The organism is Acinetobacter sp. Root1280, assembly GCF_001425285.1.
GTDB classification, from domain to species: Bacteria; Pseudomonadota; Gammaproteobacteria; order Pseudomonadales; family Moraxellaceae; genus Acinetobacter; species Acinetobacter guillouiae.
Genome location: NZ_LMED01000012.1, coordinates 224,082 through 249,879, shown reverse-complemented (window position 1 = coordinate 249,879; position 25,798 = coordinate 224,082). Strand labels below are relative to the sequence as shown.

Sequence of the window (25,798 nt, the reverse complement as noted above, 5' to 3'; positions counted from 1 at the left end):
TGATAAAAGAATATTTTTTCTGATTTTGCAAAAATGATATTAGTGCGCTTTTATCACGAGAAATTGTGTTGAAAATAGTAAGTGAAATATTATTTGATGTGGTTGTTTTAAATTTTTCGATTACACATTAATAATCATTTATTTATGCTAAATAATAAATATAGACAATCAATAAAATTATTTAAACTTAATAATTGGTTAAAAAATATCTTACTCTTTTAGTGCGGATTAAAATATTATCCAAGTATAAACAATAACTTAATTTATTTCATAGTTTTTTTAATGAATCCCGACTAATACAGTTCATTTTTATTTAGAGAGATAGCCGTTAATATGGTTGCTGAAGGTCAAGACATTATTTTAAGGTGATCGTATGAAGATGAGATGGATTCCAGAATATAATACGGGTATCGATGTGATCGACGATCAACATAAACGGATTTTGGATTACATCAATGAAATTGATGAAATCGGTATGGCAACGGATCGTACTCGTATTAAGCAAATTCTTGATAATATTATTGACTATACACAATCCCATTTTACCTTTGAAGAAAGCTTACAAGAAGAAGCGGGTTATAAATACCGTGTTCCTCATAAACGTGTACATGACTTATTTATTAAACGTATTGAAAGTTATCGTACCAGTTTTGAAGAAGGGCATTCTATAGAAAAAGAATTGCATGAAGTGTTGTCTAAATGGTTAATTAATCATATTCAACATGATGATGCGGATTATGTGGGTGCTGTAAAATTAAATATGATGGGAATTATTAAAGAAAACGAAAAGAAAAAAGGCAAAAATTGGTTTGCAAGATTTTTTTCATAATTTACAGGCATTTTATGATTGTGAAATTATGGGAATCACCAGCTCTCTAACTAAAAAAATTCAGAGGGGATAAAAAGAAATAACAAAGATTATAACAATATCTAGCGCAGCAAATCATCGAGGGGTGATTTGCTTTTTTCTTTTAAGCTTTGATTTTCAGCATCGACAAAGGCAAAATAGCAGAACTTTTTACGAAACACCTCATGCAGGATTATTCTATGTCACGATGGTTATCGCCGCTCATGGCATTTTGTTTATCATTTATGATTATCGCAGGTTTAGCTCCAAGTCTGGATATTCAAACTGATCGACAAATTGATTTTTGGATATTGTGGTTAGTGTCAATGCTAGTGTTGGCATTGCCGATTACTTATTTAGAAGTTGCTTTAGCAAAGCGTTCTAAAACAACTGCACTCAATGCCTTGTCTAGCTTAACTCGTGATGCTGACGCATCTCAATCATGGCGCATTGTGGGTTGGTTGGCTGTTATCTTTATTCCATTCTTAGCGGGTGGAATTTTATCGAATATCAGTCAAAGTACTGTGCAGATTGCGAATTTACAGATAGAAGGTCATTTGTTATTTGCAGGTGCCGCTGTAGTGGCTTTTGCTTTGTCTTTTGCGCCTCGTCAAATTTTAGTGGGTTTGATCACGATAGGCGTGCTGCTTTCTTTAATCCTTGCACAGGTTTTCGGTACACACTTACAAGCTTGGCATGTTACTCCTGTAGAGTTTAAAGAGTGGGGCAATGCAACGATTTTAGCCCTTGTGGCCACAGGTCTCGGTTTAGGCTTGTATTGGCAAACCAGCTTGTTGAATGTTCAACAGAATAATGAGGCATCTAAAACAGCTTTACCGATTTGGATTGCGCAACTGGTTGCTGTGATTGCCTTTGGTTTTTTTGCGGCTTCAGCACAAATCCCTGCCTATACTTTATTATTTAATGCAGTCATTTCAGCCGCGTTATTATTACAACTAGGCAAAGAACAGTTAGCTCAACGCCAAGTCGCAATACTTATTCAATTTGTAGTGTTGTTGGTGGCATTATTCATTTGGGCAATTCCAAACATTGCAGTGCTGTTTAATCCATTGCTGATGATTTGGGGCTTGGTCATTTGCTTGATTTATTCGATCTTTGTGGGTTGGATCATGAAAATCAGCCATCTACGTAAAGCAATCAATTTTAGTTCAGAAGCGTTTTATAATATTTGGCGTATTGCGGTACGAATTGTTTTACCTTTGAGTATTGTGTTGGCATTGGTATCCTATATTGGACAGTTAATTTAAGGGTCAAGGTGAATCTCGTGGCAAAGATTTGGGTGGCATATGCTGCCGAAAAGCAACAATTTCACATTGAGTTACAATTTTCTCAAGGCATGACGATTGCCGATGCAATTGCGCAAAGTGGATTGGCGCAACAAGTAGAATTGCCTGAAAATTTTAGTTTCGGTATTTTCGGAGTGAAAATAAAAGCGCAATCGCATTTGCTACAAGCAGGTGATCGTGTTGAAATTTATAGAGCTTTAACGATTAATCCAAAAGATATTCGTCGCAATCGCGCAAAAGCAAATCCTGTCGGACGTTACTGTCGTGGTAATCGCTATCAACAATTGTTATTTAAATAAGGCGTTATTTACAATAATCGCTTTAAACAATTGAATGCATATGAAAAACCCCTCATTGAGGGGTTTCTTTTTATCGCAAAGTGTCTATAGTGGGGGCGCATTCAATATTGCTTCTTTAGAAGCAGGTAAACCAGGTTGAGACTCAGGAATGGTTTCTAAACCTTCAATTTTGTTTACGACACCTGATTGATCAAAATAAACCTTTAAATGTTGGCCATGTGCTGCGGGAATCTTCGCTTTTTTCGCGTAAGTTCCTGGGATATAGTTGTAAATGTAATCCCATCGTCCTGGATTCAATGGATCTGAGACTGTTGGGCTACCCAACAAGAACTGTACTTGTTGGTAGGTCATACCGACTTGAATTTTTGAAGCTTGAGCTTGGGTTAACGGTGTTCCCTGAGGAATATCGACTTTGTATACTCCAAATACAGAACAACCACCAAGTAAAGAAGCGACGAATAACGTCAGCATGATTTTTTGCATTTTGCTACACTATCCCAAATTAATTATGATGCAATTGATCCAAGGATAGATCATACTGCATCTCAACTCTGTTGCATATTCCAACTTAAAATTTGTTGAGAGACCTTTTTATATGCCTATTTCAAATCAAGATTTACGCAAAGCTGGACTTAAAGTTACCCTACCACGAATCAAGATTTTGGAATTATTAGAAAATTCAAGACAACACCACTTGAGCGCGGAAGACATTTATAAAACATTACTCGAACAAGGTGAAGATGTCGGTCTAGCGACCGTATATCGTGTGTTAACACAATTTGAAGCTGCTGGAATTATCCAGCGCCATCATTTCGAAAACAATCATTCTGTTTTTGAAATTATGCAAGAAGATCATCATGATCATTTGGTTTGTCAAAATTGTAATAAAGTCGTTGAATTTACTAATGAAACCATCGAGCATGAGCAACATTCGGTAGCTGAGAAACATGGCTTTCAATTGACTGGACATTCTTTGAATCTGTACGGTTATTGTGATGAACCTGCATGTCAGGAAGCTTATCGTAAGCGCTAGAATCACATAAATACAACAAATGAAGAGGGGGCTTAACTAAGCCCCCTCTTTTTATATCAGCTTATTTTTTGCTTTTGAACTATTGTCCATCAAAGGTGAGTTTGCTATTTGAATTGAGTAGCTGTGCACCACCTTCTTCATCCAATTTGATTTGTAGACGTAAATCATTTGGAGAATCAGCATGTTTAAGTGCGTCTTTATAGGTAATTTGTCCCGCTTTATAGAGGTCAAATAAAGCTTGGTCAAATGTCTGCATACCTAATTCACGAGAGCGCTTCATCAAATCCTTAATTTCATGTACATCACCTTTACGGATTAAGTCTGAAACTAACGGTGAGTTGATGAGAATTTCAATTGCAGCACGACGAGAATTACCGTCTGGTGTTGGAATCAATTGTTGCGCAACCATGGCTTTGAGGTTAAGTGATAGATCCATAAACAACTGGCTATGACGGTCAGACTCAAAGAAGTGAATAATCCGGTCAATTGCTTGGTTGGCGTTGTTGGCATGCAGTGTGGCAAAGACTAAGTGACCTGTTTCAGCAAAAGCGATGGCATAGTCCATGGTTTCACGAGAGCGGATCTCACCAATTAAGATCACATCTGGTGCTTGACGCAAAGTATTCTTAAGTGCAATTTCAAAAGAATCTGTATCAATTCCCACTTCACGTTGGGTAATAATACATCCTGCATGTTCGTGTACAAATTCAATTGGGTCTTCAATGGTGATGATATGACCTTTAGAATTTTGATTGCGATAACCAATGATAGACGCAAGCGAAGTGGATTTACCTGTCCCTGTTGCACCAACAAAGATAATGATCCCACGTTTGGTCATTGCGAGATCTTTAAGGATAGGCGGTAATTTAAGCTCATCCATGGTCGGAATTTGAGTTTCAATACGACGCAAAACCATTCCAGGCATATCACGTTGTTGAAAAGCGCTGACACGGAAACGCGCAGTTTTATCGCGATTGGTAATGGCAAAGTTACATTCACGGGTCTCAGCAAATTCTTTACGCTGCTTTTCACTCATAATAGAGTTAAGCAATTGCATAATAATTTCGCCGTTTAACTTGGTTTTTACCACAGGAACAATTTGACCATTAATTTTCATTGATGGTTCAACATCGGCGGTAATAAATAAGTCTGATGCTTTTTGCTCAATCATCATGTTGAGCAAGTCATTAAAGTCCATCTTTTTTAAACCTCAATAATCCATTTTATAAGAATGATTCTGGTTGTTTTGCTACATTTCTTGCAACTTGAGGACTAATAACACCTTTGGCGACCAGCGTTTTTAAACTCTGATCCAATGTGGTCATACCATAGTTTGCACCGGTTTGAATTGCTGAATACATCTGTGCAACTTTGTTTTCACGAATCAAGTTACGAATTGCAGGAATACCAATCATGATTTCATGTGCTGCAACTCGTCCGCCACCATTCTTTTTCAGCAGAGTTTGTGAAATAACCGCTTGTAATGATTCTGATAACATGGCACGGACCATGTCTTTTTCTTCAGCAGGGAATACGTCAATCACACGGTCAATGGTTTTTGCCGCTGATGTGGTGTGTAGTGTACCGAAAACCAAGTGACCTGTTTCTGCTGCTGTTAAAGCCAGGCGAATGGTTTCAAGGTCACGCATCTCACCAACCAAGATAATGTCAGGGTCTTCACGTAATGCAGAACGCAGTGCTTCATTAAAGCCATGTGTATCTCGATGCACTTCACGCTGGTTGATAAGGCACTTTTTAGATTGGTGAACAAATTCGATTGGATCTTCGACCGTTAAAATATGGTCATAGCGACTGTCATTAATAAAGTCAATCATAGAGGCCAATGTGGTTGATTTACCGGAACCTGTTGGACCTGTTACAAGGATCAAACCACGTGGTAACTCACAAAGATCCTTAAAGATTTGTCCTAAACCTAAATCTTCCATGGTCAATACTTTGGAAGGAATGGTACGAAATACAGCACCCGCACCACGGTTTTGGTTAAATGCGTTGACACGGAAACGGGCAATACCTGGAACTTCAAATGAGAAGTCAGTTTCTAATTGTTCTTCAAAATCACGACGTTGTTTATCATTCATGATGTCATAAACCAGTCTGTGAACTTCTTTATGTTCCAGTGCTGGTAAATTGATACGACGGACCTCACCATCGACACGAATCATCGGTGGCATACCTGCTGAAAGGTGTAAGTCAGATGCACCGTTTTTGACGGAAAACGCCAATAATTCTGTAATATCCATAATGTCCCCGAATAAAAACCTATTTGCTTAATTATTTTGTAGAATAATAAGGCCTTTCACTCAGCATAACCAACAATTTCATTGCTTGGAAGCTGAAATTTTTATGAAATGAGAACCTTGTCAATGAATGATCTAAATCAAGCTCGAAATCATGTACTCGCGCAAATTCAGCAGGCCTGTTTGGCTGCAAATCGAGATGTGAGTCAGGTACAGTTGTTGGCAGTTTCCAAGACACATCCAAGTACACTATTAAAAGAAATGTATGCTACGGGTCAGCGTGCTTTTGGCGAGAATTATTTACAAGAAGCACTCGAAAAAATTGAAGATTTAAAAGATTTAGAGATCGAATGGCACTTTATTGGTCATGTGCAGCGCAATAAAACCAAGCATCTTGCTGAAAAGTTTGCGTGGGTGCATGGAGTTGATCGTTTTATCATTGCAGAGCGTCTCTCAAATCAACGTGAAGCTACTCAAACGCCATTAAATATTTGCTTGCAAGTCAATATTGATGCACAAGACAGTAAAGATGGTTGTCAGCCTGATGATGTGGCAGATCTGGTGAAACAAATCAGTCAATTAAAGAATTTAAAGTTACGTGGTTTAATGGTGATTCCTGCACCTGATCATCCGCAAGCATTTAGTGATGCAAAGCAATTATTTGATCAGGTTAAAGTTCATCATGCGCATGCTGAAGATTGGGATACGTTGAGCATGGGGATGTCTGGAGATATGGTGGAAGCCATTGCCGCAGGGTCAACCATGGTACGTATCGGGACGGCTTTGTTTGGTGCACGAGATTATTCAAATCAGCGTTAAAGGTCAGACTAAAACTGGCTTGGAGGCTGACTTAATTTTCGCTGGGTTTAAGTTTATTTTAATTTAGATTTAATGCTGTAAACGTATAAGGCATCAATAATTCTAATCCGTTGAGATTGTTGATGACTATTTTTCATGTACTTATGCTTGCCATCATACAAGGGTTTGCAGAACTGCTGCCTGTATCCAGTTCAGCACATGTGATTGTGGCTGAAAAATTGATGGGTTTTGACCCATCAGCGCCTGATATGACGTTTTTATTGGTGATGCTACATACAGGAACCATGTTTGCAGTCATTGTGTATTTTTGGAAGTCTTGGCGCACAACCTATTTTTCGTCATGGGATCGTTTTAAAAAACAAGCATGGTTTGTGATTGTTGCAACAGGCATCACTGGTGTACTTGGATTAGCGTTGCAATCGATGATCAAACATGTTTTTTTTGCTGGGGCAAACCACTTTGAAATTGAGCAATTGTTTAGCAATTCAAAATTAATGGCTGCTGCTTTAGCTTCTGCTGGTGTATTGATTATTTTATCCTCTCGATTAGATCGTGGACAGGTTGGTGATGTGACGATGAAAAGTGCGGCATGGATTGGCGCTGTTCAAGCTTTATGCTTGCCGTTCCGTGGTTTTTCACGTTCAGGTGCAACAATTTCAACAGGATTATTTTTAGGTGTCGCTCGCCAAAAAGCGGAAGAGTTTAGTTTTGCCTTGGCAGTGGTATTAACCCCAGCGGTGATTGTAAAAGAGCTTTATCGATTGCTACATGCCGAGAATTTTCAAAGTATTCATTTAGCTCAACTGCTTTTACCCAGCATGTTTGGGATGCTGTTTAGCTTTATTGCAGGTCTTGTTGCTTTAAAATGGCTATCGAGTTGGCTTGAACATGGCCGCTGGCATTTCTTTGGTATTTATTGTCTGATTTTTTCAGCTGTCGTTTTACTCATCGGTTAAATATAGGTTTTCAAATACTGACTTTTCAATATGTCACACTTTTTAATATCTCACTTTAAATTTAAGCGTTCAATCCAGTGTGAAAATATTGAACGCTATGGGTCATTTTTCCTATTAGTATTAGACTTCTTTGCTTAAGTCGAGTACAAAAATAATGCGGAATTATATGTATAGCGAATGATTTTTAAGAGTGATAGGGAAGTTTATGTCTGCATATTATCAATTGATTCAGCGTCATATCGATGAGCAGGGTGTAGTGACTGCACATTATCAATCGACACATCATGCTCAAGGGGCTTGGAATGCGCATGAGCAACATATGGCACCAGCGACAGGGGTTATTTGTGCTGAATTAGAGCAGTTTTCACCTCGAAATGATGTTCGAATTGGTCGTATAAGTTTAGATATTCTTGGATTAATCGCGGGTGGCGAATTTTATATTCGGACAAAAGTAATTCGAGCTGGCAAGACCATTGAACTGATTGAATCCGAAATGGTCACACAAGGTAAAATAAGTATTGTGGCGAGAACTTGGCGCATGATGACCAGCAATAGTCAAAGTGTTGCAGGTTTAGAGGATCAATCTATTGGTACGCCTGAACAGTTACCGATTTGGCATGAAATACGTCAATGGCCTGGTGGCTATATTCATTCGATTGAAGCAAGGACTGAGCAACATCGACAAGGAGCAGGTATTGTATGGCTTAGCAATACTTTGGATATGGTTGAAGGTCGACCGACATCGTCATTTGTGAAGTTAATGGGAATGGTCGATACTGCAAATGGTGTCGTGGCGAGACAAACACCCCCTTTTAATTGGGGCTTTCCAAACTTAGATTTACAAATTCATTTATATCGTTTGCCTCAAGGTCAATGGTTAGGTTTAGAAACCGTACAACAATATGGTGAAGATGGTATTGGTTTAACCAGTTCCGTCTTACATGATATTTATGGGCCATTTGGACGTAGTGAACAGATTCGAACTCTAAGACCTATACAAGCTGAGTAGTTGCATGAATGAAATCAAAAACTGTATTTCTACATACAGTTTTTTGATTTGTGTTGGTATTTATTCTTTTGAATAGTAATTAGATTTTTCATATTGGCTAAGATAATCACTATAAAAAACAATTCTATGTATAGGTGAAATGAAGCTGATGAGTATCCGTTTAAGCATTTGGAATTTACTTTAAGGCAAACTATTCAGTTAACTTTTTTAAAATATACTCAACAATTCTAGATGTAATATGATCCTCAATTTGACTATACTGATTTGAATAAAATTTAAAAACTGGAAATAGAATATGTATAAATCCAAACTATTATTATGGTTGTGTCTTTGTGCTTTAATCAGTGCTTGTAGTACTGCAAAATATTCTTCAACTCAGGATGCTACTTCGCAAGAAATCGAATCTGCACCATCACCTACCTCAGCAACAGCTAAGGCTGCACCAGCGCCTATTTCCAATCAAAATCGAGTAAAGTCGGAAGAGCGTTTGGGAACGAAATGGGGAGATGACGTGAGTTCGTATGTGACTCAAGTTGATTTAAAACGTTTAAGTAGTCATCCTATTGATGAAACTCAAATTCGTTATGCCAGTAAGCAATTTTCAGGACGCAGTATTAACAGCATTTCTTTAGCCGCTGGAAAAATTAGCTTTTCTGTTGTAGATGATCGTGGGCGAATTTTACCACTGTATCGCGATGGCGAGCGTTATTATCTCTCAGCCCGTGATGGACAAAGCTATCAATTGCGTTATGCCAATACCAGTAGCCAAACCTTTGAAGTTGTTGCAAGTGTCGATGGCCTAGATGTTCTTAATGGAAGTAAAGCTTCACGTTCAAATAGTGGTTATGTGTTAAGACCTTATAGCTCATTTGCGATTGAAGGTTTTAGAAAAAGTAACTCATCTGTAGCTTCATTTATTTTTAGTAAGCCAAATGATGCTTATGCTGCCAACTCTGCCAGTGGTTCTATTCAAAATACTGGTGTGATTGGTACAGTGGTGTATGAGTTAAAAGCACCTAAATACGATCTACCCAAAAAAACTAAGGATACTTATGCGCCTGCACCAAATGCCTTTCCTGCGGATTAATTAAAAATATCAAGAAGTGAGAGGGATAGCATTATCCCTCTTTTTTGAGATGTTATAATGTTACACAATTGCAATAATTTAAAAATAGCGCAGTCAAAACAGCTACGATATTATGACTTTGATAATAATCTACGTAACTTATAAACTTTAAAATAGGTTTTATAATGAAAAATATAAATATATTTCTCTGCCTTTTGTTGTGTATTTTTCTAGCTGCATGTTCGAAAAAATCAGATGAAAGCGCATCACAATCTCAAACTGAAGCGACCAGTGCAGAGGCAGCCGCTGAAGCAGCCAACAATCAAGTTGCAGCTGATGAAAAGTTAGGCACAAAGTGGGGTGATGAAATTGATTCCCATGTGACTGAAGTGCAGTTAAAGCGTAAATCTGATTCACCTCTTGCTGAAACTATCGTGCAATATGCAGATAAGAACTACAAAGGTAAAACGGTCAATTCAATTTCTATTGCCGCAGGAAAAGTGAGTTTTTCTGTTGTAGATGATCGTGGAAACCGAATTCCAATATATCGTGTTGGACAAAGCTACTATTTGTCAGGGCGTGAAGGGCAAAGCTATCAACTTCAGTATGAAAATAACACAGCGAAAACCTTTGAAGTGGTTGCCAGTGTTGATGGTGTAGATGTCATAGATGGCAGTGAGGCATCCCGAAGTAATTCTGGTTATGTATTACATGCACATGATTCTTTGAAAATTGAAGGTTTCCGTAAGAGTGAATCTGCTGTTGCTTCTTTCACTTTTAGTAAGCCTAAAGATGCGTATGCTGCGAATTCAGAGAATGGTTCAATTCAGAATGCTGGTGTAATTGGTACGGTTTTATATGAGTTGGAAGCACCAGAAGATGAGGCTAAACCCGTGAGTAAATATGCACCTCCACCAAATGCATTTCCAGCAGATCGTTAATTTATTCATTTATAATGAGAATAGGCATTCTTAAAATAAAGAATGCCTATTATTTTTAAACTTAATGAAATTAAATGAAAACTATAAAGAGTTTTAATACAATGAAATTACTAAAAATATGCACTGTAATCTTAATGGGCATGGTATCTATGCAAGTATTTGCAAATCCTATTGAAGATCAATATAAAACCCTTATTACGCCTCAGCCCAGTTATGCCAAATTTCAAGAAAACTTTGATACGATCCTTGGTAAAATTGAAGAAATAACTGAACGCGTAACTCAAATACAGGACAAATCTGAGCTTTATCCTATGTGTGTCGCAATACAAAGCTCGATCACTGCTATGAAAAATAATCAAAAATATAAGGCTCAATATGATCGTGACTATAAGCAGTTTGATACGACATTTGATGAAACTTTAGCAGAAGCTACACAAGGCTTAAGTGATAAAAAAGAAATTTGTGATCAAGCTAAGCAAGCGTATTTAGAACATAAATAAATGCGTTGAATTTAGGTTTTAGAGGAGGAGGTCCTCCTCATTTATTTTAACTCACCACTTCAATCGTACTTGCACCCGCCCCTAAAGGACGCACCTGAATTTGCACAGGAATACGTTCATGCATTTCCTGTATATGTGAAATCAATACAACTTTACGCCCTTGATTCTGCAATTGATCTAAAGCATTCATGACCATATGTAAGGAAGATGCATCCAATGTTCCAAAACCTTCATCGATAAAGAGAGATTCAATTTTCATTGAACCCGATGCCATATTGGCAATTGCCAAAGATAATGCAAGGGCAGTCAAGAACGACTCCCCCCCTGAAAGTGAGGCAACAGATCGGGTTTCACCATCCATATCATGGTCAATGATGGCAAGGCTGAGCGAATTATCTAATCGTTTTAAGGTATAACGTTGAGACAACATCGCCAATTGTTGGTTGGCATGTTCGAGTAAAATATCCAGATTATACTGTTGTGCATAATCACGGAATTTCTTACCGGTCGCATCTCCCATTAAGCCTGAAATCTTGCCCCAGCGATGTTCTTCCTGTTGCACTTGTTGAATCTGATCAGCAAATTGCTTTTGCTTAGCAACATTTTGCTGATGCAATTCAAGTTTGAGTTTTAACTGATCACGGATTTCAAATTGGGTCTTTAGCGTATTCGCATTATCCAAAATCAATTGTTGTAGCTGTTCAAAATCAATTTCAGGTTGATGAAGCTTATGTTCGGTTAATTGCTCTTGTATGGTATTAAGTGCTGAGTTGGCTTCATTTAACATTCGTTCAGCGTGTTGCAGTTGTTGGCGAATCTGTTGTTCTTGTACCGCAGTAATTTGAGCCAAATACTCTAAATCATTAGCCTGAAAAGCTGGATGCTGAGTGAGCCATTGCTGAATATCCTGATTCACTTGATTGAGGTTATTCTGATTGTGTTGTTGCTGGGCTTTGAGTTGTTCGAGCTGACTTTTTTCTTGCTCAAATTGATTGCGTAATTGATTAAAACTTTGCTTTTGTTGTTGGTAAAGCATCTGAATTTTCTGGTATTCATGCTCATACTGAGTTAACCATTCATTCGGCTTAATCTCTGTTAATCCTGTCATGCTTTGAATGAGTCGATTCGCCAATTCTGTATTTTGTTGCCCTTTCAGTTTTATCTCGTTCAAGCTGTGAGCAGTTTCAGAAATTTGTTTGGTTGCATTCTCTATATTGAGTTGAGCTGTATTGAGTTGCTTTAGATATTGATCATGCTGTTTCGACAATAACTCAAGCTGTTCAAGCTGTTGTGTACGCGTATTTAATTGGCTCAAGATATGTTGTGCAGTCTGTACGCTGTGCTGTTGCCAGGTATCTTTTTCACGGTCAGCTAAGCAATTGACAATATGCTGAACCTGATTGTGTAGGTTATTGGCATTTTGCAATAAATGTTCAGCGTGTTGAATGCTTTGAGTTAATTGTTGCTGAATTTTGATGCTTTGAATCCATTGCTTAGATTGTGCTTCCAATTGTTGAATATCAAACTGATATTGCTGGGTAAGTTGCTCCAATTGCTGCTTGATTTTAGATTGTGTCTGAGTTAAGTCCAGTGGGATTTGGGCAGATTGACCTTGTTCAATACATTGGTGTTGTGTGATCGTGATTTTTTCAGACACTTTTCGGATAGATGACTTGAACTGTTCCTGTTCGACACTTAATTTGGTCAAGTTTTGTTGAGCCGCTTGCCACATGTTAAATGTTTGTTGTTCTTTGAGCGTGGCTTGTTGTTCCTGTTGCTGTTGTAGCTCAAACAGTACTTTAGATACAGCAGAATCATCAAGACGATAGGGATGAGAAATGCTTCCACAGACAACACAAGCTTGACCATCTACTAATTCAGCTCTTAAATGTTCTACATTTTCAGTATGTAATAAGCGTTGTTGTTGTAGAACCTCTTGCAGTTTTAAGCGAGCTTGTTTCGCCGTTTGGAAATCTTGTTCAGCCTGTATTGTGGTTTTTTCAAGTTGTTGAAATTGCGCTGAGCAACGATTCAATTGGTCATTGAGTTGCTGGGATTCAATCTTTAATTCAAAAAACTGGGCTAATTTTTGTTGTAACGTAGCCAATTGGTTGAGTTGGCTCAGTTTCGATTCACGTTGTTGGCGTGTTTGTTCAAGCTGAGTTTCAAGTTGCTCCGCAGTTCCAAATTGATGAATTGAATCTTGTAATTGTGTTTTTTGCTCAATTAATCTCGTTTCAGCTTGAGACAGATTCCCTAATTGATTTTCAATAGATTGATAGTGCTGAATAAATTGAGTTAACTGTTGCACATGTGCAGTTAAACCTTTATCCAAACTTGAGAACTGTTGAGTGTCTGCAAGTTGCTGATTTAAAAGATTTCGTTTTTCTGTAATCTGCTGAATATGATGTTCTAGTTGTTGTTGTTGATTGAGTAAAGGGGTTTTAGACGATTCTAAATCATTTAATCTGGTCTGAATTTTCTTAAATTCGACCCCAATAAAATCCCGCTCCTGAATACATTTCCGTACTTCACTCAAAGACTCACGATGGGTATTTTCGAAATTTTGTTGTTCAGTTAAAGTACTTTCAGTTTGGAGAAAACGGGTCTTTTCAGTGTCAAATTGAACTTGTAATGCATCAAAAAGCTGTTGTTGTTTTTGAATTTGTGGTGCGAGTTGCTGTTCGGTTTTTATCAGTTGTTGCTTTTGAAAAATGCCAGAGCGAATCTCTGAGAATATTTCTAAACGATTTAAACGTTCACGCTCAGGGATTAAGCCTTGTTGGGTTTGTAATTGTGTATCAAGCAACTGTTGCTTAACGACAATTTCATCATTCAGTTTTTGTTTACGCTCAAACCATTGCTGTTGTTTTTCAAGTTGCGATTTTTCATCTTCAAGTTTTTTATAGTCTTGATTGATGTGTTGGAATTGTATGTCTAATTCAGCGGCATCTTCCTCAGAGAGGAGTTCAATATGGCCGAGAAGATTTTCCAATTCCTTACGTTTTGATGCCACCAATTTGGTTTTTTCGTAGGCCAATTGACCGACTTTTCCAAAAATGGATGAATTGGTTAAATACTCAAGTAATTCACCACGTTCATTGTCACGTGCTTTTAAGAAGGCTGTTACTTCGGACTGTGCCAAAAGAACTGCACGGGTAAATTGCTCAAAACTCAGTTGGGTAATTTTATAGATCGCTGATTCAACAGCTTTGGCTTTATCTGCTACTACTGTTCCATCAGTTAAGCATTTTAAATAGCGTTGGACACTTTGTAGTTTTCCATCTGCTTTTTCACGGGAACGTTTAAGTTCCCAACGTGCCAAATAATGCTTTTGGTCTTGTGCCACAAAACATAATTCAGCAAAGCCGTGTGCGGTACCACGGCGTAGTACAGTCAGTGGTGAGTTGGTTAAAAGATCAGAGCCATCAACATCTTGTAATTTACCATCACTGTCTTTTAAACGTGGGATTTTATTAAACAGAGCAAGGCACATGGCATCCAAAATGGTTGATTTTCCTGCTCCTGTTTTTCCAACAATCGCCACTAAACCTGCTGAAGCTAAAGGTTCAGATTCAAAATCTATAAAATGTTCACCCGAAAGAGACGCGAGATTTTTGAGTCGTATAGATAAAATTTTCACGGCAAACTCCTATGCGTCATGTTGATTTTCAAGCGTTTTTTCGGCTTCTTGTAATAAGCTTAAAAAGTCTTTCAAGACCGCATCATCATTGGTATAACCATTTTTTTCCCAAAGTTGTTGAAAGAGTTTTTCTGGTGTCGGTGGTTCTAAATTGATTGAAGTAATTTCATCGCTATTTTTTTCTGATGCGAAGTATTGTCTTGAGATGCGTACTAAGCGGTAACGGCTTTTAGGTAAGGCATCTTCAAATTGTTGGCGCAAATTGGGCGGAGGTGGAACATCGGTATGGTATTCAATATCGACATATTCACGCTGATCAATATTTTCAATTTCACCACTTGCTAAGGCCTTTAATTTGGCTAAAACTTCGTTCAATTCCCCTTTAATTTTATGTAGTTGTACACTACGGGGAATAAATACACTTTCAAATGAAACCCGTGACTCATCTGTTTTAAGCGGGTCAATATTAACGTCGACAATTTGGTGATTATAGTTGATTTCACTAAAGGATAAGGGAATAGGTGAACCACTATAACGGATATGTTCCTGACCAACTTTTTGCGGTTTATGTAAATGCCCGAGTGCAACATAATCAATGCTATCTTCAAACAATGTGGTAGAAAGTGCTTCCTCATTGCCAATGATAATAGGCCGTTCAGAATCAGAGGTTTCTCCACCTTGCATATGGGCATGTGACATTAGAATAAGGGCTTGATTATCCGTCTTTCTTTTTCGTGCTTCAGAAATCACCTGTTGATGTAAATAGGCAATGGCATTTTGACTGTTATTGGTTTGTTCATTAAAGCCTGTAATTTCGGCTGGGCGCAGAAATGGTAAACTTAGGCACCAAGCAATAATATTTTTTTGTTCATCATAAATTGGAATCAGTAAACGATCTAAATCAATTTGACCAAGCTTGTTTTTATGAATCACACCGACGGTTTTGGCGTGATATTTTTCAAGCAGGGGCTCAACCTGTTCAATGCGATAACCTGAATCATGATTACCTGCAATCATTAAGGTTTGCATATGTGGGGCAAGCTTATGTGCATTGGCTAGGAATTGATAGAGCTGTTTCTGCGCAGCAGATGCAGGATTGATGACATCGAATATATCGCCTGCAATCAATAGGGCATGGGGCTGTTTTTCTTTGATTTGAGCTAATAACCACGCTAAAAATTGCTCATGTTCATACTGGCGAGAATGGTTATAGAAGAATTGTCCCAGATGCCAGTCTGAAGTATGAAGAAAGCGTACAGTCATTAGTTAGATAAGCCTTAAAGAATTTAAAATTAAGGTAGCACAAATTGAATGCTTAAATCAGCTGTAAGGCCTTAATCACTTAATATGATCTGTATTTTTTATAAAAATTCTTAAAAATTTTTCACTATCTTTTAATTTCAACTGTTTCATGCAGCCGAATATAGACAGTTTTTTTTCGAACATGTATTTAGATTTTCAATCAATCAAGCTTATTTTGCATTGGGATCAACTTGGACGAGTCCAAAGGTATTATGATCTGCATCTAAAAAATAACCTTGCCAACATTTATTGGGAATAGCAAATTTCTCCATTGCTACTTGCCCACCCAAAGCTAAAATTTTTTCAGCAGTCGTATCAAAATCTTCAACTTCAAAGGAACAGGTAAAGGCATTGGTTCCACAATGGGTGGGTGGTGTTTGAGCTGGACGCTCCAATAAGCCACCATGTATGTTGGCTGTTTCAATTTGAAAATATTGAATGGGTAGACCGTCAACTTTGCTAAATTTCCAACCGAAAACTTCATGATAAAATTTAACTTCACGCTCAGGATTTGAAGACTGAATTTCAAAGTAGCTTAGTGCGTTCATTGTTATTGTCCAATTTTAAATGTTTTGATTAAGATAATAGAATTTGCAAAGTTGTGATGTATAAATATTGAAAATGAAAGAATGAGGCAATTAAAAGTGATGTGTTATGGATAAAGAAAAATTACATGAATTACGCGCAAAAATTACCATTTCAATCGCAGATGCTTGCGCTTTATTAAAACAATATGATGAGATAGAACATTGCATACAAGCTTATCATCAGCAGAATATTGAAAAAATTTGTGCAGCAACAGATTGTAAAGCGGAGCTTGCACGAAAATATTATGATGACCCTAGATATCATCACAATCTTGAAAAAATCATTCAAAAAATTAATGAATTTAATCAACGCACAATCAAATTGAGCATAGATGAAAATCTAAAATATGTTGATAAAGTGGGTTTCTTTATTTGGGCTGAAGATGAAAACTTAGAGAGGATACAAGATAAAAACAATAGAACTTATTTTATTCCGCAAGATGATTTTGCTTATGTCGTTAAACTATTTAGATCTTTATTTCCGTTGTTTAGCCCACTGAGAAATGAATTTGAGTGTAGTTTTGATCCTTGTTCAGATAATTATTTTGATCAAAATACCATACAAGGCATTATCTTAAAAATTAGAGATCTGCATTTTAACGATAGCAAAGTGATGAATTTTTTAGAAAAACTGGTCTGTTGTTTAGAGGAAAAAATGCAAATAGGGACTTATGTCGTTATTTTTGGAAACCAATAAATGAAATTGAAGCGGAAGTTAGAAATTGATTTAAAAGATTTTATTTTAAATGGAAAGTTTGATTTTGTAGAATTAGGGCAAACCATAGAATGCTTGAAGAATGAACTCTCCAAACCGGATGATCACTTAACGATAGATTGTTATACCGAACTTTGGCGTTTAGGTACGATAGAACTCCATTTTTTTGAAAAGCAACTTTGCGCTATTTTTTGTGATGAGTTTCGTCAATTAAAAAAGAGTAAAACTTTGAAAGTTGAGCCTTGGGTGATTCAAAATTTTAAAAAATTGAGTTTGGACAAATTTCTAAAAATTCTAAATAAGCAGAGAGCTGATTATTCCATTAAATTTAATCAACAACTGAATAATGTAATTGTGAAAATCAATAAAAGTCAGGTGGTTTTATATTTTGAACCAGAGCTTGGTTCAAAAAATCCCGAAAAACAAAATCCAAATCATTTTTTAATCAAAGCTTTTGGTTTATCTAATATGTATTAGCCTAAATCTGATTTGTCATTTTTAAGCTCATCAGGCTAAGGGGGAGTAACTCTACTGATGATTATTTTGAACAAAATTCTTAAGCTTATTTAAAATTTTATAACCAATAAAATCGTTAAAATTTGGATATTTAATCCGATAATACTCATTCCAATAGCTGACAATTCTACTTTGAGTCGTTTGGTCATATTTTGGATTTTGCAGCATAAATGCTGCAAAAAGCCCTTGATTATTTGCATCTAGAATCGGTTCAATGGCCTCTAAAATTTCTTGAACATATTCACCCAATAACTGAAAAATGAAAGGGATCATAAAACTTGTAAGGTCAGTTTTAATGAGTCTTTCGAGCGCTCTTTGCCGAACAAAACCATTGTGATGGCGAGTAAGAATACACCATAGAATTTGACGTTGTGTTAAAGAAAAATTATGAAACTCAATACATTGTAACTGAGTTATATAGATCCTTGATGGTACAACGATATGTTCGTGATGAATCAACACTTCGCATTGAGAGCTTTCATGAATTTTTATTTTTTTACTTTCTAAGTATTTTGATATTACTAAAACATCATCTAATAGAGCTTTAGGAAAAGCTCGGATTAACTTTAGATGATTGCTCACGGATTTGCTGCTCTCAGTTATTTTAAAGTCGGTGCAAAATGAAAATCATAACTCTCAGAAATAGGAATAATTTTTTTATCCACTTGTTCGATATCCTTACCTTCTTTGGTAAATAACATGGGCATAAAACTAAAGACTTGGTTGCCATTGAGACTTTGAAGATCTGTCTGCCAGTTTTGCCAACGGAATACTTGATAAAACTGAGCAATATCTCCATTGAATGCCCAAGTCAAAAATTCTGAATAGCTCACATCAAGATTTTCCCATACCAATGTATCTGGGGCAAAATAGTAAATCTTTCCAATTGCTTCACCTAATTTTCCATTATTGATAGCAAAGTAACCCCCTAAAACATCATCAGCAATCAGTAGATAGGTTAGCTCCAGATCAGATTGATGAAACGTTTTATGATGATTCCATTCAGTAATACCACGATCTAATTTTGGATGTCCTGAAGCTAAAATTCTCAACCATCCATGATCAATCAGTATTCCACCTGTTTCATAAATAATTGAACCCATAGGTGAACGTGTTGTGACTTGAATGCTCAGTAACTCTTGTTCAGCTCTTAATTTGTTCTTGGGTAAAACTTCAATATGGTTGGTGGCTTGAGTCATCCATTCTTGTACCAATATCCAGCCTGAATCTTCAATATTGATTAATTGTTCTAAAGTTTTCATTGTTCGCTGTTATCCAAATAATACAACGCGCTTAAGTGGTTTCCCTCGGATACTCCAAAATTCGAGGAAAATGGAAATCATAACTTTCTAGCGCAAACTTATACAATTGAGCAGGACGTTTGCCCGCAATTTTAGTTTGGTCTGTTTCCTCAACTGCGCCAGCTTCAATCATACGCCGTCTAAATGATTTCTTTTCTAGGCTTTGCCCTAAAATAATTTCATAAATCTGCTGTAGCTCAGTCAAAGTAAACAGTTGAGGCATCAAACTGACGGGTAAGGCAGTATAACGTGCCTTACTGCTTAAACGGTCAACAGCCATATCTAAAAGCTGTAAATGATCAAAAGCCAAGTCTAATTTTTTTGCCTCAGCAATTGAAACCCACTCGCTATATTCATTTTGTTCAGTGGCAATCTGTTGGAATGCTTTGAAATCAATCAGGGCAAAATATAAAGCTGTTACAGCCCACCCACGAGGATCACGTGTTGCATTGCCAACCGTCGCAACTTGTTCCAAATGCGGTGATTGAAGTCCAGTTTTTTCAACCAATTTACGATGTGCTGTTGCCATCAAATCTTGATCTTTAGACAAATCGACAAAACCACCTGGGAGTGCCCATTTATCTTTCTGTGGGAAATTAGAACGTTTAATCAATAAAACCTGTAGTTGACTCGCATCAACAGAAAAAATCGCCATATCAACTGTAAGTAAAGGGGATTCATAATCCTTTTTATTATAGTTTGATAGAAATTCCTGTTCAGAGTTAAAGGTCACTATAAGGCTCGCTTGATTTTATTAAAGTAACGGATTGTCTTGGATTATTACAGGGTAGGAGAGATTCGCCAAGTAGAAAATAAGTTTAGTAAAAATGAGATGGATAATGGCGTACTCTAAGCGCAGAAACCTTGCGATAAAAGCAAGGTTTCTGCAAATAGCTGTTATAACTGATTTGCCAAGCGTTCCCGAATTTCATTCAAACGACATGCTCGAATCAATTGCCCATCTTCAAACACCGTTTTTAACTCACCTTGTTGTTCTTGTTCCATGGTTTGTTGATCAAATAATACAAAGCCATCCTCAGTTTTTTCTACACGAAGTAAACCTTTGGCAGATTTCTTTATACCAGAATCAGTGATTGGATCTTTAAACAATTCACGTGGAACACCGTTGACTTGTCCCCAAGTCGCTTTAACTGCAAAGCCAAATGTGTCACGTGTTAAATAATTATAAGTATAACTACCGATGCCAAAGACCAGATTATTTGAAGCAAAGCCCTTAGCTTCCAGCCCTTGAATAATATTTAAAGCACGTTCCAAAGTAATCGAGTCACCATAAATCAAACCAACGCGCTCATTTAAAACTTTATAGCCTTGATCTGTTTCGGTTCCGCTAAAGATTTCCCATAAACATTGCACAGCGCCTTTATAAGCTGGACTGCCCATTTCAGCTTCTGGGTCACCGCAAATGATTTTTACAGGATCACCAGAGTCAGGACGGAAAACCAATTTAGCCAAACCTAAAGCATTTGGCTGGCGAGCTAGAATTTCGTCTTTTAACTCCACAGAAAATTCTGTAATCACTCGCCAAAAATCCCAAGTATCTGATACGATACTGACCACACCTGATGGATAAAGCTCTGTGATTAAACGTCTAAAAGTTTCAATTTCATTGTCTTCACTGCCCATACACATCACACTATGTTCGGTTGCTGGAACCGAAACGCCAACAATGTCTTCCGCATCGTAATATTCTTCTGCATAATCAATCGCTGAAACCGCATCTGTACCGATAAAGCTGGTTAAATGCCCTACACCATTTTGTGTGGCATCATAAATCCCACTCATGCCGCGACTACTAAAATCATGGCCTTGTACAGCAACGAAGTCTAAAGGTGCACCTGTTTTAATCGCATATGCTGTCAGTAAGCGTTTGTATTCAAATGCAATCGTTGCTGTCGTACAGCTTTTCCATAATTCAGCGCTGAGTACTGTTTCTAAGTAGTTGGTTAACCAAAAGAACTCAGGCAGGGTATTTACAATAGTGAGTACAGGTACTTTTATATTGACACGACTGCCTTCTTCTAGCGCCTTGATTCGGATTGGTAAATAGCCTAAGTCATATAAAGCTTCGATATGATCGACTGGTACTGCGCCGTCACCCAATGCGTTATCCATTCTACGTTTATATCTAGCAATGACTTTTGCCTTATCTTGTTGGAAAAAACCTTCATTCCACGTCTCGATCAAAAAGTGTTTGATAAAGCCTTGTAAGCCAAAGAACACGATTTTATCGTCGAAATCAGGCAACATTTTTGCTAAACGAGAAGAGCGTGGCGTGAAATTGGCATAAACATATTCTGTGCCAGCAGGGTACTGACGTCTGTGATCTGCTTTATAAAAGTCGATTGCATTCAGTGGATTGATTTTTAAGCTCATTCTTATTCTCCAAAATAATTAAAATGAATTGAAACGACTAAATGAAATGACGTTTAGATTTGGGTGTTCAGTTTGTGGAAAGCTCGTCGTGGTAAAAATTTGGTCAACCAAGCCTTCAAATACGTGCATACCTTTACTAAAGATCCCGTGAGTCACATACAAAATCACATGTTGGCAATTTATTTTTTTTAACTCTTGTGCAATACCAATAAAAGTTGCACCACCATCACAAATATCGTCCGTGATCACAGCTGTTTTGCCAGTTAAATCAGTTGCATTGACTTGAGCATTCTGAATTTTTCCTGTGACGGCATCACGTTTTTTTTCACAGTAGACCATTTCGATTTCGTGATCTCTTAAGCTATTGATGACTTTGGCAATCATTTTGGTCCGTTGTTTTGCACCTGCATCTGGACAGATTAAAACGGTGTCTTGAGCAATTAAAATGTCTTGTAACTTTGAATTTTGCAGAATGATTTCACTTGGTTGAACATTCTCAATCTCAAAGAAATGGGTGTTTTCATTTAAAAGTTTTTCAGTAACACAACTATGTGCATCCCAAACTTTGATTGATTTACGCTGTTGTGGAAATTGCTCAGTATTGATATTTAATAATTTTGTCATCAGTTCTAATGAGAATGCCTGTCCCATCGCACAGATTCGATCTTGGCGTGCGTATGGGAAATAGGGGATTTCCAAATCAATTTCTAAACCTTGATTGAGTAATACATTTTCAATTAACAAGTAATCCATCAAATCTTGCGTGTTACTGATTTTGGCTTGAATCTGAATTTGCCCTTTCAATGTTTTTAATATATCTGCTGAAATTTGAACATGTCGTTCACCACCCGCAAACTGGATATTTTGAATAGGGATAATATTGTTATTTGAATCTTTGACTTGGATAGACATGTTGCTTATACCTATAAGGTGGCTTATTGCCAATACATATATAGTGTCATAAAGCCTATTTAATTATCAATATTACTTTACAAAAGATTACAAACTGCGGTTTTAGAGACCATTAAAATGAATTTATTTTATTAAGTATTTGTTTTTATTGTGTAATTTTAAATGAGTGGGAACATGCTGATTTTTAATGCTGTCTATTATTCGAGATTTAACAGGTTTTAATCCCTAGACATTTATTATGTAAGAAACAGCAGGGGATCGCTAAAAGACGATAGCTATATAAAGACAGCTACGATAAAAAGCCCTTAGTATAAGAAAACATGTACTTTAACAAGCCAGGTGGGATGATTCATTCGTTGAAATATGCTTGTATCAACTGATACAGAAGAATAGATTTTTTAAAAATTAAAAAAATGCTCATGTGGAGTAAATCATATTGGTATTGAAAGTTCCTTCTCCACCTTTGGAGAAGGTTAGGATGAGGAACTTTTATGTTGAACTCAGTTTTAAAAAGGGCTTTTGAAAGAAGCCGAATAAAAATATTTTAAAATGACTTAAATTATTGAAGGCAGTTAAATAAAGCTGCTCTAATCCAAGAACACGGTAAAGTTTTCAACAGGTTCACGCGGGGTAATAAATGTATTTACCATATGATCTGGATCGGCATAACCCAACACAACAGCACAGACTAACTCTTCATCGTCAGGCGCATTGAGTACCTCTAAGACGATACGATGAAAATGATTCCATGCAGCTTGAGGACAACTGTCTATACCGCGAGCTTTGGCTGCAATCATGACATTTTGCACCATCATGGAAATGTCCATTTTAGCGCCAATTCCCATAATTTTATTTACAGTAAAATACAGCACAATAGGTGCATCAAAAAGCTGATAATTCCTTAAATGTTGTGCAGCCATTTTTCTTTTTCACTTTTTTGAATCGCTAAAAGTCCATATAGCCCCCAACCATTTTCACGACGACGATCGATAAATGGTGAAATCCAAGTGGTCGGGTAGTATGAAAAACTCGCTGTATGCTGATCAGCAAGTTCTGGTCGAGTAAATAATTCGATTTGAGCAGCACAAACTCGGTCAATCATTTCTTGGCGTTTATTGCCTGTGACTACATATACTTTCCACGGTTGGGTATTTGCTCCAGATGGTGCACGACATGCAACATTTAAAATATCTTTAATAATGGCTAAATCGATAGGTTTATCCAAAAAAGCACGTACTGAATGACGGCTTGTAATTACTTGATCTATCACTTGAACCTGTTCGAAAAACATAAAAATCCTTTAATGGTCTAGTTTTCCATCAAATAAACTATATACGATAGTCGTAGAAGCGTTATATTCATTTTTTGAAATTTTAGCTAAGCCTTAGATTATATAATGATTATAGAAATACTAATCTGAAAAAAGAATTGAAATTAAAGTCTTATTCGATAAAACTGATTTAATAAAGGGGTTGAGTTACGCTAGATTACAAAGGTGTAAGAATTATACACAAATTGTTACTTTTGGGTTTTAACTTAGTTTCAACGCTTTCATAATTTAATAGCAAGCATATATGTGCAAAGTTTTTTTTATGTGGTGTCTGAGAAACTACTGAAGAAAACAAGAAAAATTGATTTTTTAGCAAAGTATTGGGGTTAAAAGATCAAATTGTACGGATGCACATCATAAATAAGGCTAGGAGTATTTCATGAGTCTATTCACAAATCGCAAGTCATTGATCGTCAAAAGTTTAGCATTAACAGTAACAGCTTTGATGGTAAATACAGCTCAAGCTGCTACTGACAGTCAAGAGATTCAACAATTACGCAATGAAGTTCAAGAATTAAAAGCACTTCTTCAACAGCAACAGCAGCAAGTAAGGTTAGTTGAATCTAAAGTTCAAGCAGCGCCATCTTCTTCTTCAGTTGGCTTAAAGTCTAAGTCTGGTGCAGATATCAACATTTATGGTTTTGTCCGTGGTGATGCGAACTATATCATTGAAGGCGGTGATGACGACTTCAACAAAATCAGTTCAACCACTGGCGAAGCGAAAGATAAACTCCGTGCTACAGCAAAAACAACACGTATCGGTTTAGATTTTAATACGCCAGTAGGTGATGCTAAAGTTGGTGGTAAAGTTGAAGTTGACTTTGCAGGTAATGGTGTAAATGAAAACCTTCGTATTCGTCATGCTTATTTAACCTATAACAACTGGTTGTTCGGTCAAACAACATCTAACTTCTTGTCTAGTCATGCACCAGAAATGATTGACTTTGCAACTAACGCTGGTGGTGGTACTACACGTATTCCACAAGTACGTTATGCATACAATTTGGCACCAACTACAAAATTATTGGTTGCTGCTGAAGAAGGTAATAGTGCTGGGGCTACAGGTACAGCAGTTAAATATAGTCTTCCTGTGTTAACAGGTAAAATTACACAATCATATGCTGATGGCAACGGTAATGCATCTGCACGTGTATTAGTAGAAAACTATAAAGATAACAATGCTGGCAAAGACAAGACTGGTTGGGGTGTTGCACTTGGTACAGACTTTAAAGTAATTGAACCTTTAAAACTTTTTGCTGATGCATCTTATGTGGTTGGTAATAGCAATTACCTATACGGTAGTAACAATGCGTATGCTGTTGTAAATGGTGATATTGAACAGAATGAATTCACTGCACTTCAAGTGGGTGGAACCTATAAAATCTTACCTAACTTGCGTTCAACTTTAGCGTATGGTGCATTGTTTGCTGACAACGGTACAGATTTTGCCAAAGCAAACCAAACTGCAAATGAAAAAATTCAACAAGCTTGGTTAAATGTGATTTATTCACCAGCTAAACCGATTGATTTAGGTATCGAGTATATCAACGGTAAGCGTGAAACTTTTGCGGGTCAATCTTATAAAGATAACCGTGTAGGTTTAATGGCGAAATACAATTTCTAATTTTAACTTAGAAATTTATTGATCCAAAAAGCCGAGGAATGATCCTCGGTTTTTTAATACCTGAGTATTCATATTAAAAATAATCATCAAATCAATATCATTTCAAATAATGAATAATATTGTAAAAACATAAGACATTTGCTTAAAAAAATGCATAATTAACCCACTTTTTTTCTATGTTCATATTATCGTATAGATAAATGACCTGTTTTGGCCTGTTCTTGTAAAGCGAATGACTTATGAGGACTGTATTTCTCATTGTTTGATGAAATGATCTTTTATCAATAATAGGAGTAACATCATGACCATTTTCTTTTCTAAATTTTTGCAGCATTGCAATTCTGTTTATATCTAATCGCTAATGTATTTATCGCGATGAGCCTATTTGATTTTCAATGTTGAAAATCTGCATTTTATTTTAATTTTTTGTTGTATATAT

At 36.7% G+C, this 25,798-nt stretch carries 24 protein-coding genes and 1 pseudogene; 13 read left to right on the top strand and 12 right to left on the bottom strand.

Features of this window, described 5'->3' with window-relative positions; genetic code table 11:
• Positions 1–373: 373 nt before the first annotated feature.
• From ASC84_RS11060 to ASC84_RS11050, 3 genes are all read left to right on the top strand, one after another.
• Entirely contained in the window at positions 374–829 is a 456-nt protein-coding gene (locus tag ASC84_RS11060) for a bacteriohemerythrin (RefSeq protein ID WP_056514616.1), read from the top strand.
• A 218-nt stretch (positions 830–1,047) separates the two neighbouring features.
• Positions 1,048–2,115: a hypothetical protein gene (locus tag ASC84_RS11055; protein ID WP_081409351.1), complete on the top strand. Its 1,068-nt coding sequence runs from the start codon at positions 1,048–1,050 to the stop codon at positions 2,113–2,115.
• An 8-nt stretch (positions 2,116–2,123) separates the two neighbouring features.
• Complete coding sequence (locus tag ASC84_RS11050) at positions 2,124–2,453, top strand: RnfH family protein (RefSeq protein ID WP_035371671.1); 330 nt, start codon at positions 2,124–2,126, stop codon at positions 2,451–2,453.
• 84 nt (positions 2,454–2,537) lie between these two features.
• Here the strand turns inward: ASC84_RS11050 and ASC84_RS11045 are convergent, their stop codons facing one another.
• Positions 2,538–2,936, bottom strand: a complete 399-nt coding sequence (locus ASC84_RS11045; protein ID WP_004722739.1) for an outer membrane protein assembly factor BamE — start codon at positions 2,934–2,936, stop codon at positions 2,538–2,540.
• Between the two features lie 112 nt (positions 2,937–3,048).
• Between ASC84_RS11045 and fur the strand changes: the two genes are divergently transcribed.
• Positions 3,049–3,486, top strand: a complete 438-nt coding sequence (gene fur, locus ASC84_RS11040; protein WP_004722737.1) for a ferric iron uptake transcriptional regulator — start codon at positions 3,049–3,051, stop codon at positions 3,484–3,486.
• Between the two features lie 79 nt (positions 3,487–3,565).
• On the opposite strand, the gene ASC84_RS11035 is transcribed toward fur, so the two are convergent.
• A complete protein-coding gene (locus tag ASC84_RS11035) occupies positions 3,566–4,684 on the bottom strand; it encodes a PilT/PilU family type 4a pilus ATPase (protein ID WP_004722736.1) in 1,119 nt (372 codons plus the stop codon).
• Between the two features lie 25 nt (positions 4,685–4,709).
• Complete coding sequence (locus tag ASC84_RS11030) at positions 4,710–5,747, bottom strand: type IV pilus twitching motility protein PilT (protein ID WP_004722735.1); 1,038 nt, start codon at positions 5,745–5,747, stop codon at positions 4,710–4,712.
• Between the two features lie 123 nt (positions 5,748–5,870).
• On the opposite strand from ASC84_RS11030, the gene ASC84_RS11025 reads away from it, so the two are divergent.
• From ASC84_RS11025 to ASC84_RS11000, 6 genes are all read left to right on the top strand, one after another.
• Positions 5,871–6,563 (top strand): YggS family pyridoxal phosphate-dependent enzyme, encoded by a 693-nt coding sequence (locus ASC84_RS11025; protein WP_056514611.1) that lies wholly within the window; start codon positions 5,871–5,873, stop codon positions 6,561–6,563.
• 122 nt (positions 6,564–6,685) lie between these two features.
• Positions 6,686–7,519 carry an undecaprenyl-diphosphate phosphatase gene (locus ASC84_RS11020; RefSeq protein ID WP_056514608.1) on the top strand — a complete coding sequence of 278 codons (834 nt, stop codon included), beginning with the start codon at positions 6,686–6,688 and terminating at the stop codon, positions 7,517–7,519.
• 205 nt (positions 7,520–7,724) lie between these two features.
• The gene (locus tag ASC84_RS11015; RefSeq protein WP_056514607.1) at positions 7,725–8,528 is read left to right on the top strand and encodes a thioesterase family protein; all 804 of its coding nucleotides are present in this window, start codon (positions 7,725–7,727) and stop codon (positions 8,526–8,528) included.
• A gap of 295 nt (positions 8,529–8,823) precedes the next feature.
• Entirely contained in the window at positions 8,824–9,615 is a 792-nt protein-coding gene (locus ASC84_RS11010; protein ID WP_056514605.1) for a hypothetical protein, read from the top strand.
• 164 nt (positions 9,616–9,779) lie between these two features.
• The gene (locus ASC84_RS11005) at positions 9,780–10,535 is read left to right on the top strand and encodes a hypothetical protein (RefSeq protein ID WP_056514602.1); all 756 of its coding nucleotides are present in this window, start codon (positions 9,780–9,782) and stop codon (positions 10,533–10,535) included.
• Between the two features lie 101 nt (positions 10,536–10,636).
• Positions 10,637–11,035 (top strand): hypothetical protein, encoded by a 399-nt coding sequence (locus ASC84_RS11000; protein WP_004819412.1) that lies wholly within the window; start codon positions 10,637–10,639, stop codon positions 11,033–11,035.
• A gap of 46 nt (positions 11,036–11,081) precedes the next feature.
• Here ASC84_RS11000 and ASC84_RS10995 read toward each other — a convergent pair whose 3' ends face one another.
• The 3 genes from ASC84_RS10995 to ASC84_RS10985 form a co-directional block, all read right to left on the bottom strand.
• Positions 11,082–14,678 carry an AAA family ATPase gene (locus ASC84_RS10995; RefSeq protein ID WP_056514599.1) on the bottom strand — a complete coding sequence of 1,199 codons (3,597 nt, stop codon included), beginning with the start codon at positions 14,676–14,678 and terminating at the stop codon, positions 11,082–11,084.
• A gap of 9 nt (positions 14,679–14,687) precedes the next feature.
• Positions 14,688–15,941: an exonuclease SbcCD subunit D gene (locus tag ASC84_RS10990; protein WP_056514596.1), complete on the bottom strand. Its 1,254-nt coding sequence runs from the start codon at positions 15,939–15,941 to the stop codon at positions 14,688–14,690.
• Between the two features lie 209 nt (positions 15,942–16,150).
• Positions 16,151–16,528, bottom strand: coding sequence for a VOC family protein (locus ASC84_RS10985; protein ID WP_056514592.1), 378 nt, complete (start codon positions 16,526–16,528; stop codon positions 16,151–16,153).
• A 106-nt stretch (positions 16,529–16,634) separates the two neighbouring features.
• Here ASC84_RS10985 and ASC84_RS10980 point away from each other — a divergent pair, with 106 nt between their 5' ends.
• Positions 16,635–17,264 (top strand): hypothetical protein, encoded by a 630-nt coding sequence (locus tag ASC84_RS10980; RefSeq protein ID WP_056514589.1) that lies wholly within the window; start codon positions 16,635–16,637, stop codon positions 17,262–17,264.
• Positions 17,265–17,759 (top strand): hypothetical protein, encoded by a 495-nt coding sequence (locus tag ASC84_RS10975; RefSeq protein ID WP_004722712.1) that lies wholly within the window; start codon positions 17,265–17,267, stop codon positions 17,757–17,759.
• A gap of 51 nt (positions 17,760–17,810) precedes the next feature.
• On the opposite strand, the gene ASC84_RS10970 is transcribed toward ASC84_RS10975, so the two are convergent.
• From ASC84_RS10970 to ASC84_RS10945, 6 genes and pseudogenes are all read right to left on the bottom strand, one after another.
• Entirely contained in the window at positions 17,811–18,380 is a 570-nt protein-coding gene (locus tag ASC84_RS10970; protein ID WP_056514586.1) for a hypothetical protein, read from the bottom strand.
• A 17-nt stretch (positions 18,381–18,397) separates the two neighbouring features.
• Positions 18,398–19,060 carry a DUF2625 domain-containing protein gene (locus ASC84_RS10965; protein ID WP_004722708.1) on the bottom strand — a complete coding sequence of 221 codons (663 nt, stop codon included), beginning with the start codon at positions 19,058–19,060 and terminating at the stop codon, positions 18,398–18,400.
• Positions 19,061–19,091: 31 nt separating this feature from the next.
• Positions 19,092–19,832, bottom strand: coding sequence for an NUDIX domain-containing protein (locus tag ASC84_RS10960; RefSeq protein ID WP_056514584.1), 741 nt, complete (start codon positions 19,830–19,832; stop codon positions 19,092–19,094).
• A 164-nt stretch (positions 19,833–19,996) separates the two neighbouring features.
• Positions 19,997–21,493, bottom strand: a complete 1,497-nt coding sequence (locus ASC84_RS10955) for a nicotinate phosphoribosyltransferase (protein WP_056514581.1) — start codon at positions 21,491–21,493, stop codon at positions 19,997–19,999.
• A gap of 18 nt (positions 21,494–21,511) precedes the next feature.
• A complete protein-coding gene (locus ASC84_RS10950; protein WP_056514577.1) occupies positions 21,512–22,405 on the bottom strand; it encodes a phosphoribosyltransferase family protein in 894 nt (297 codons plus the stop codon).
• A 587-nt stretch (positions 22,406–22,992) separates the two neighbouring features.
• Positions 22,993–23,696 (bottom strand): annotated as a pseudogene (locus tag ASC84_RS10945) (nitroreductase).
• Positions 23,697–24,114: 418 nt separating this feature from the next.
• Between ASC84_RS10945 and ASC84_RS10940 the strand changes: the two are divergent.
• Positions 24,115–25,359 carry a DcaP family trimeric outer membrane transporter gene (locus tag ASC84_RS10940; RefSeq protein ID WP_056514574.1) on the top strand — a complete coding sequence of 415 codons (1,245 nt, stop codon included), beginning with the start codon at positions 24,115–24,117 and terminating at the stop codon, positions 25,357–25,359.
• Positions 25,360–25,798: the final 439 nt, after the last annotated feature.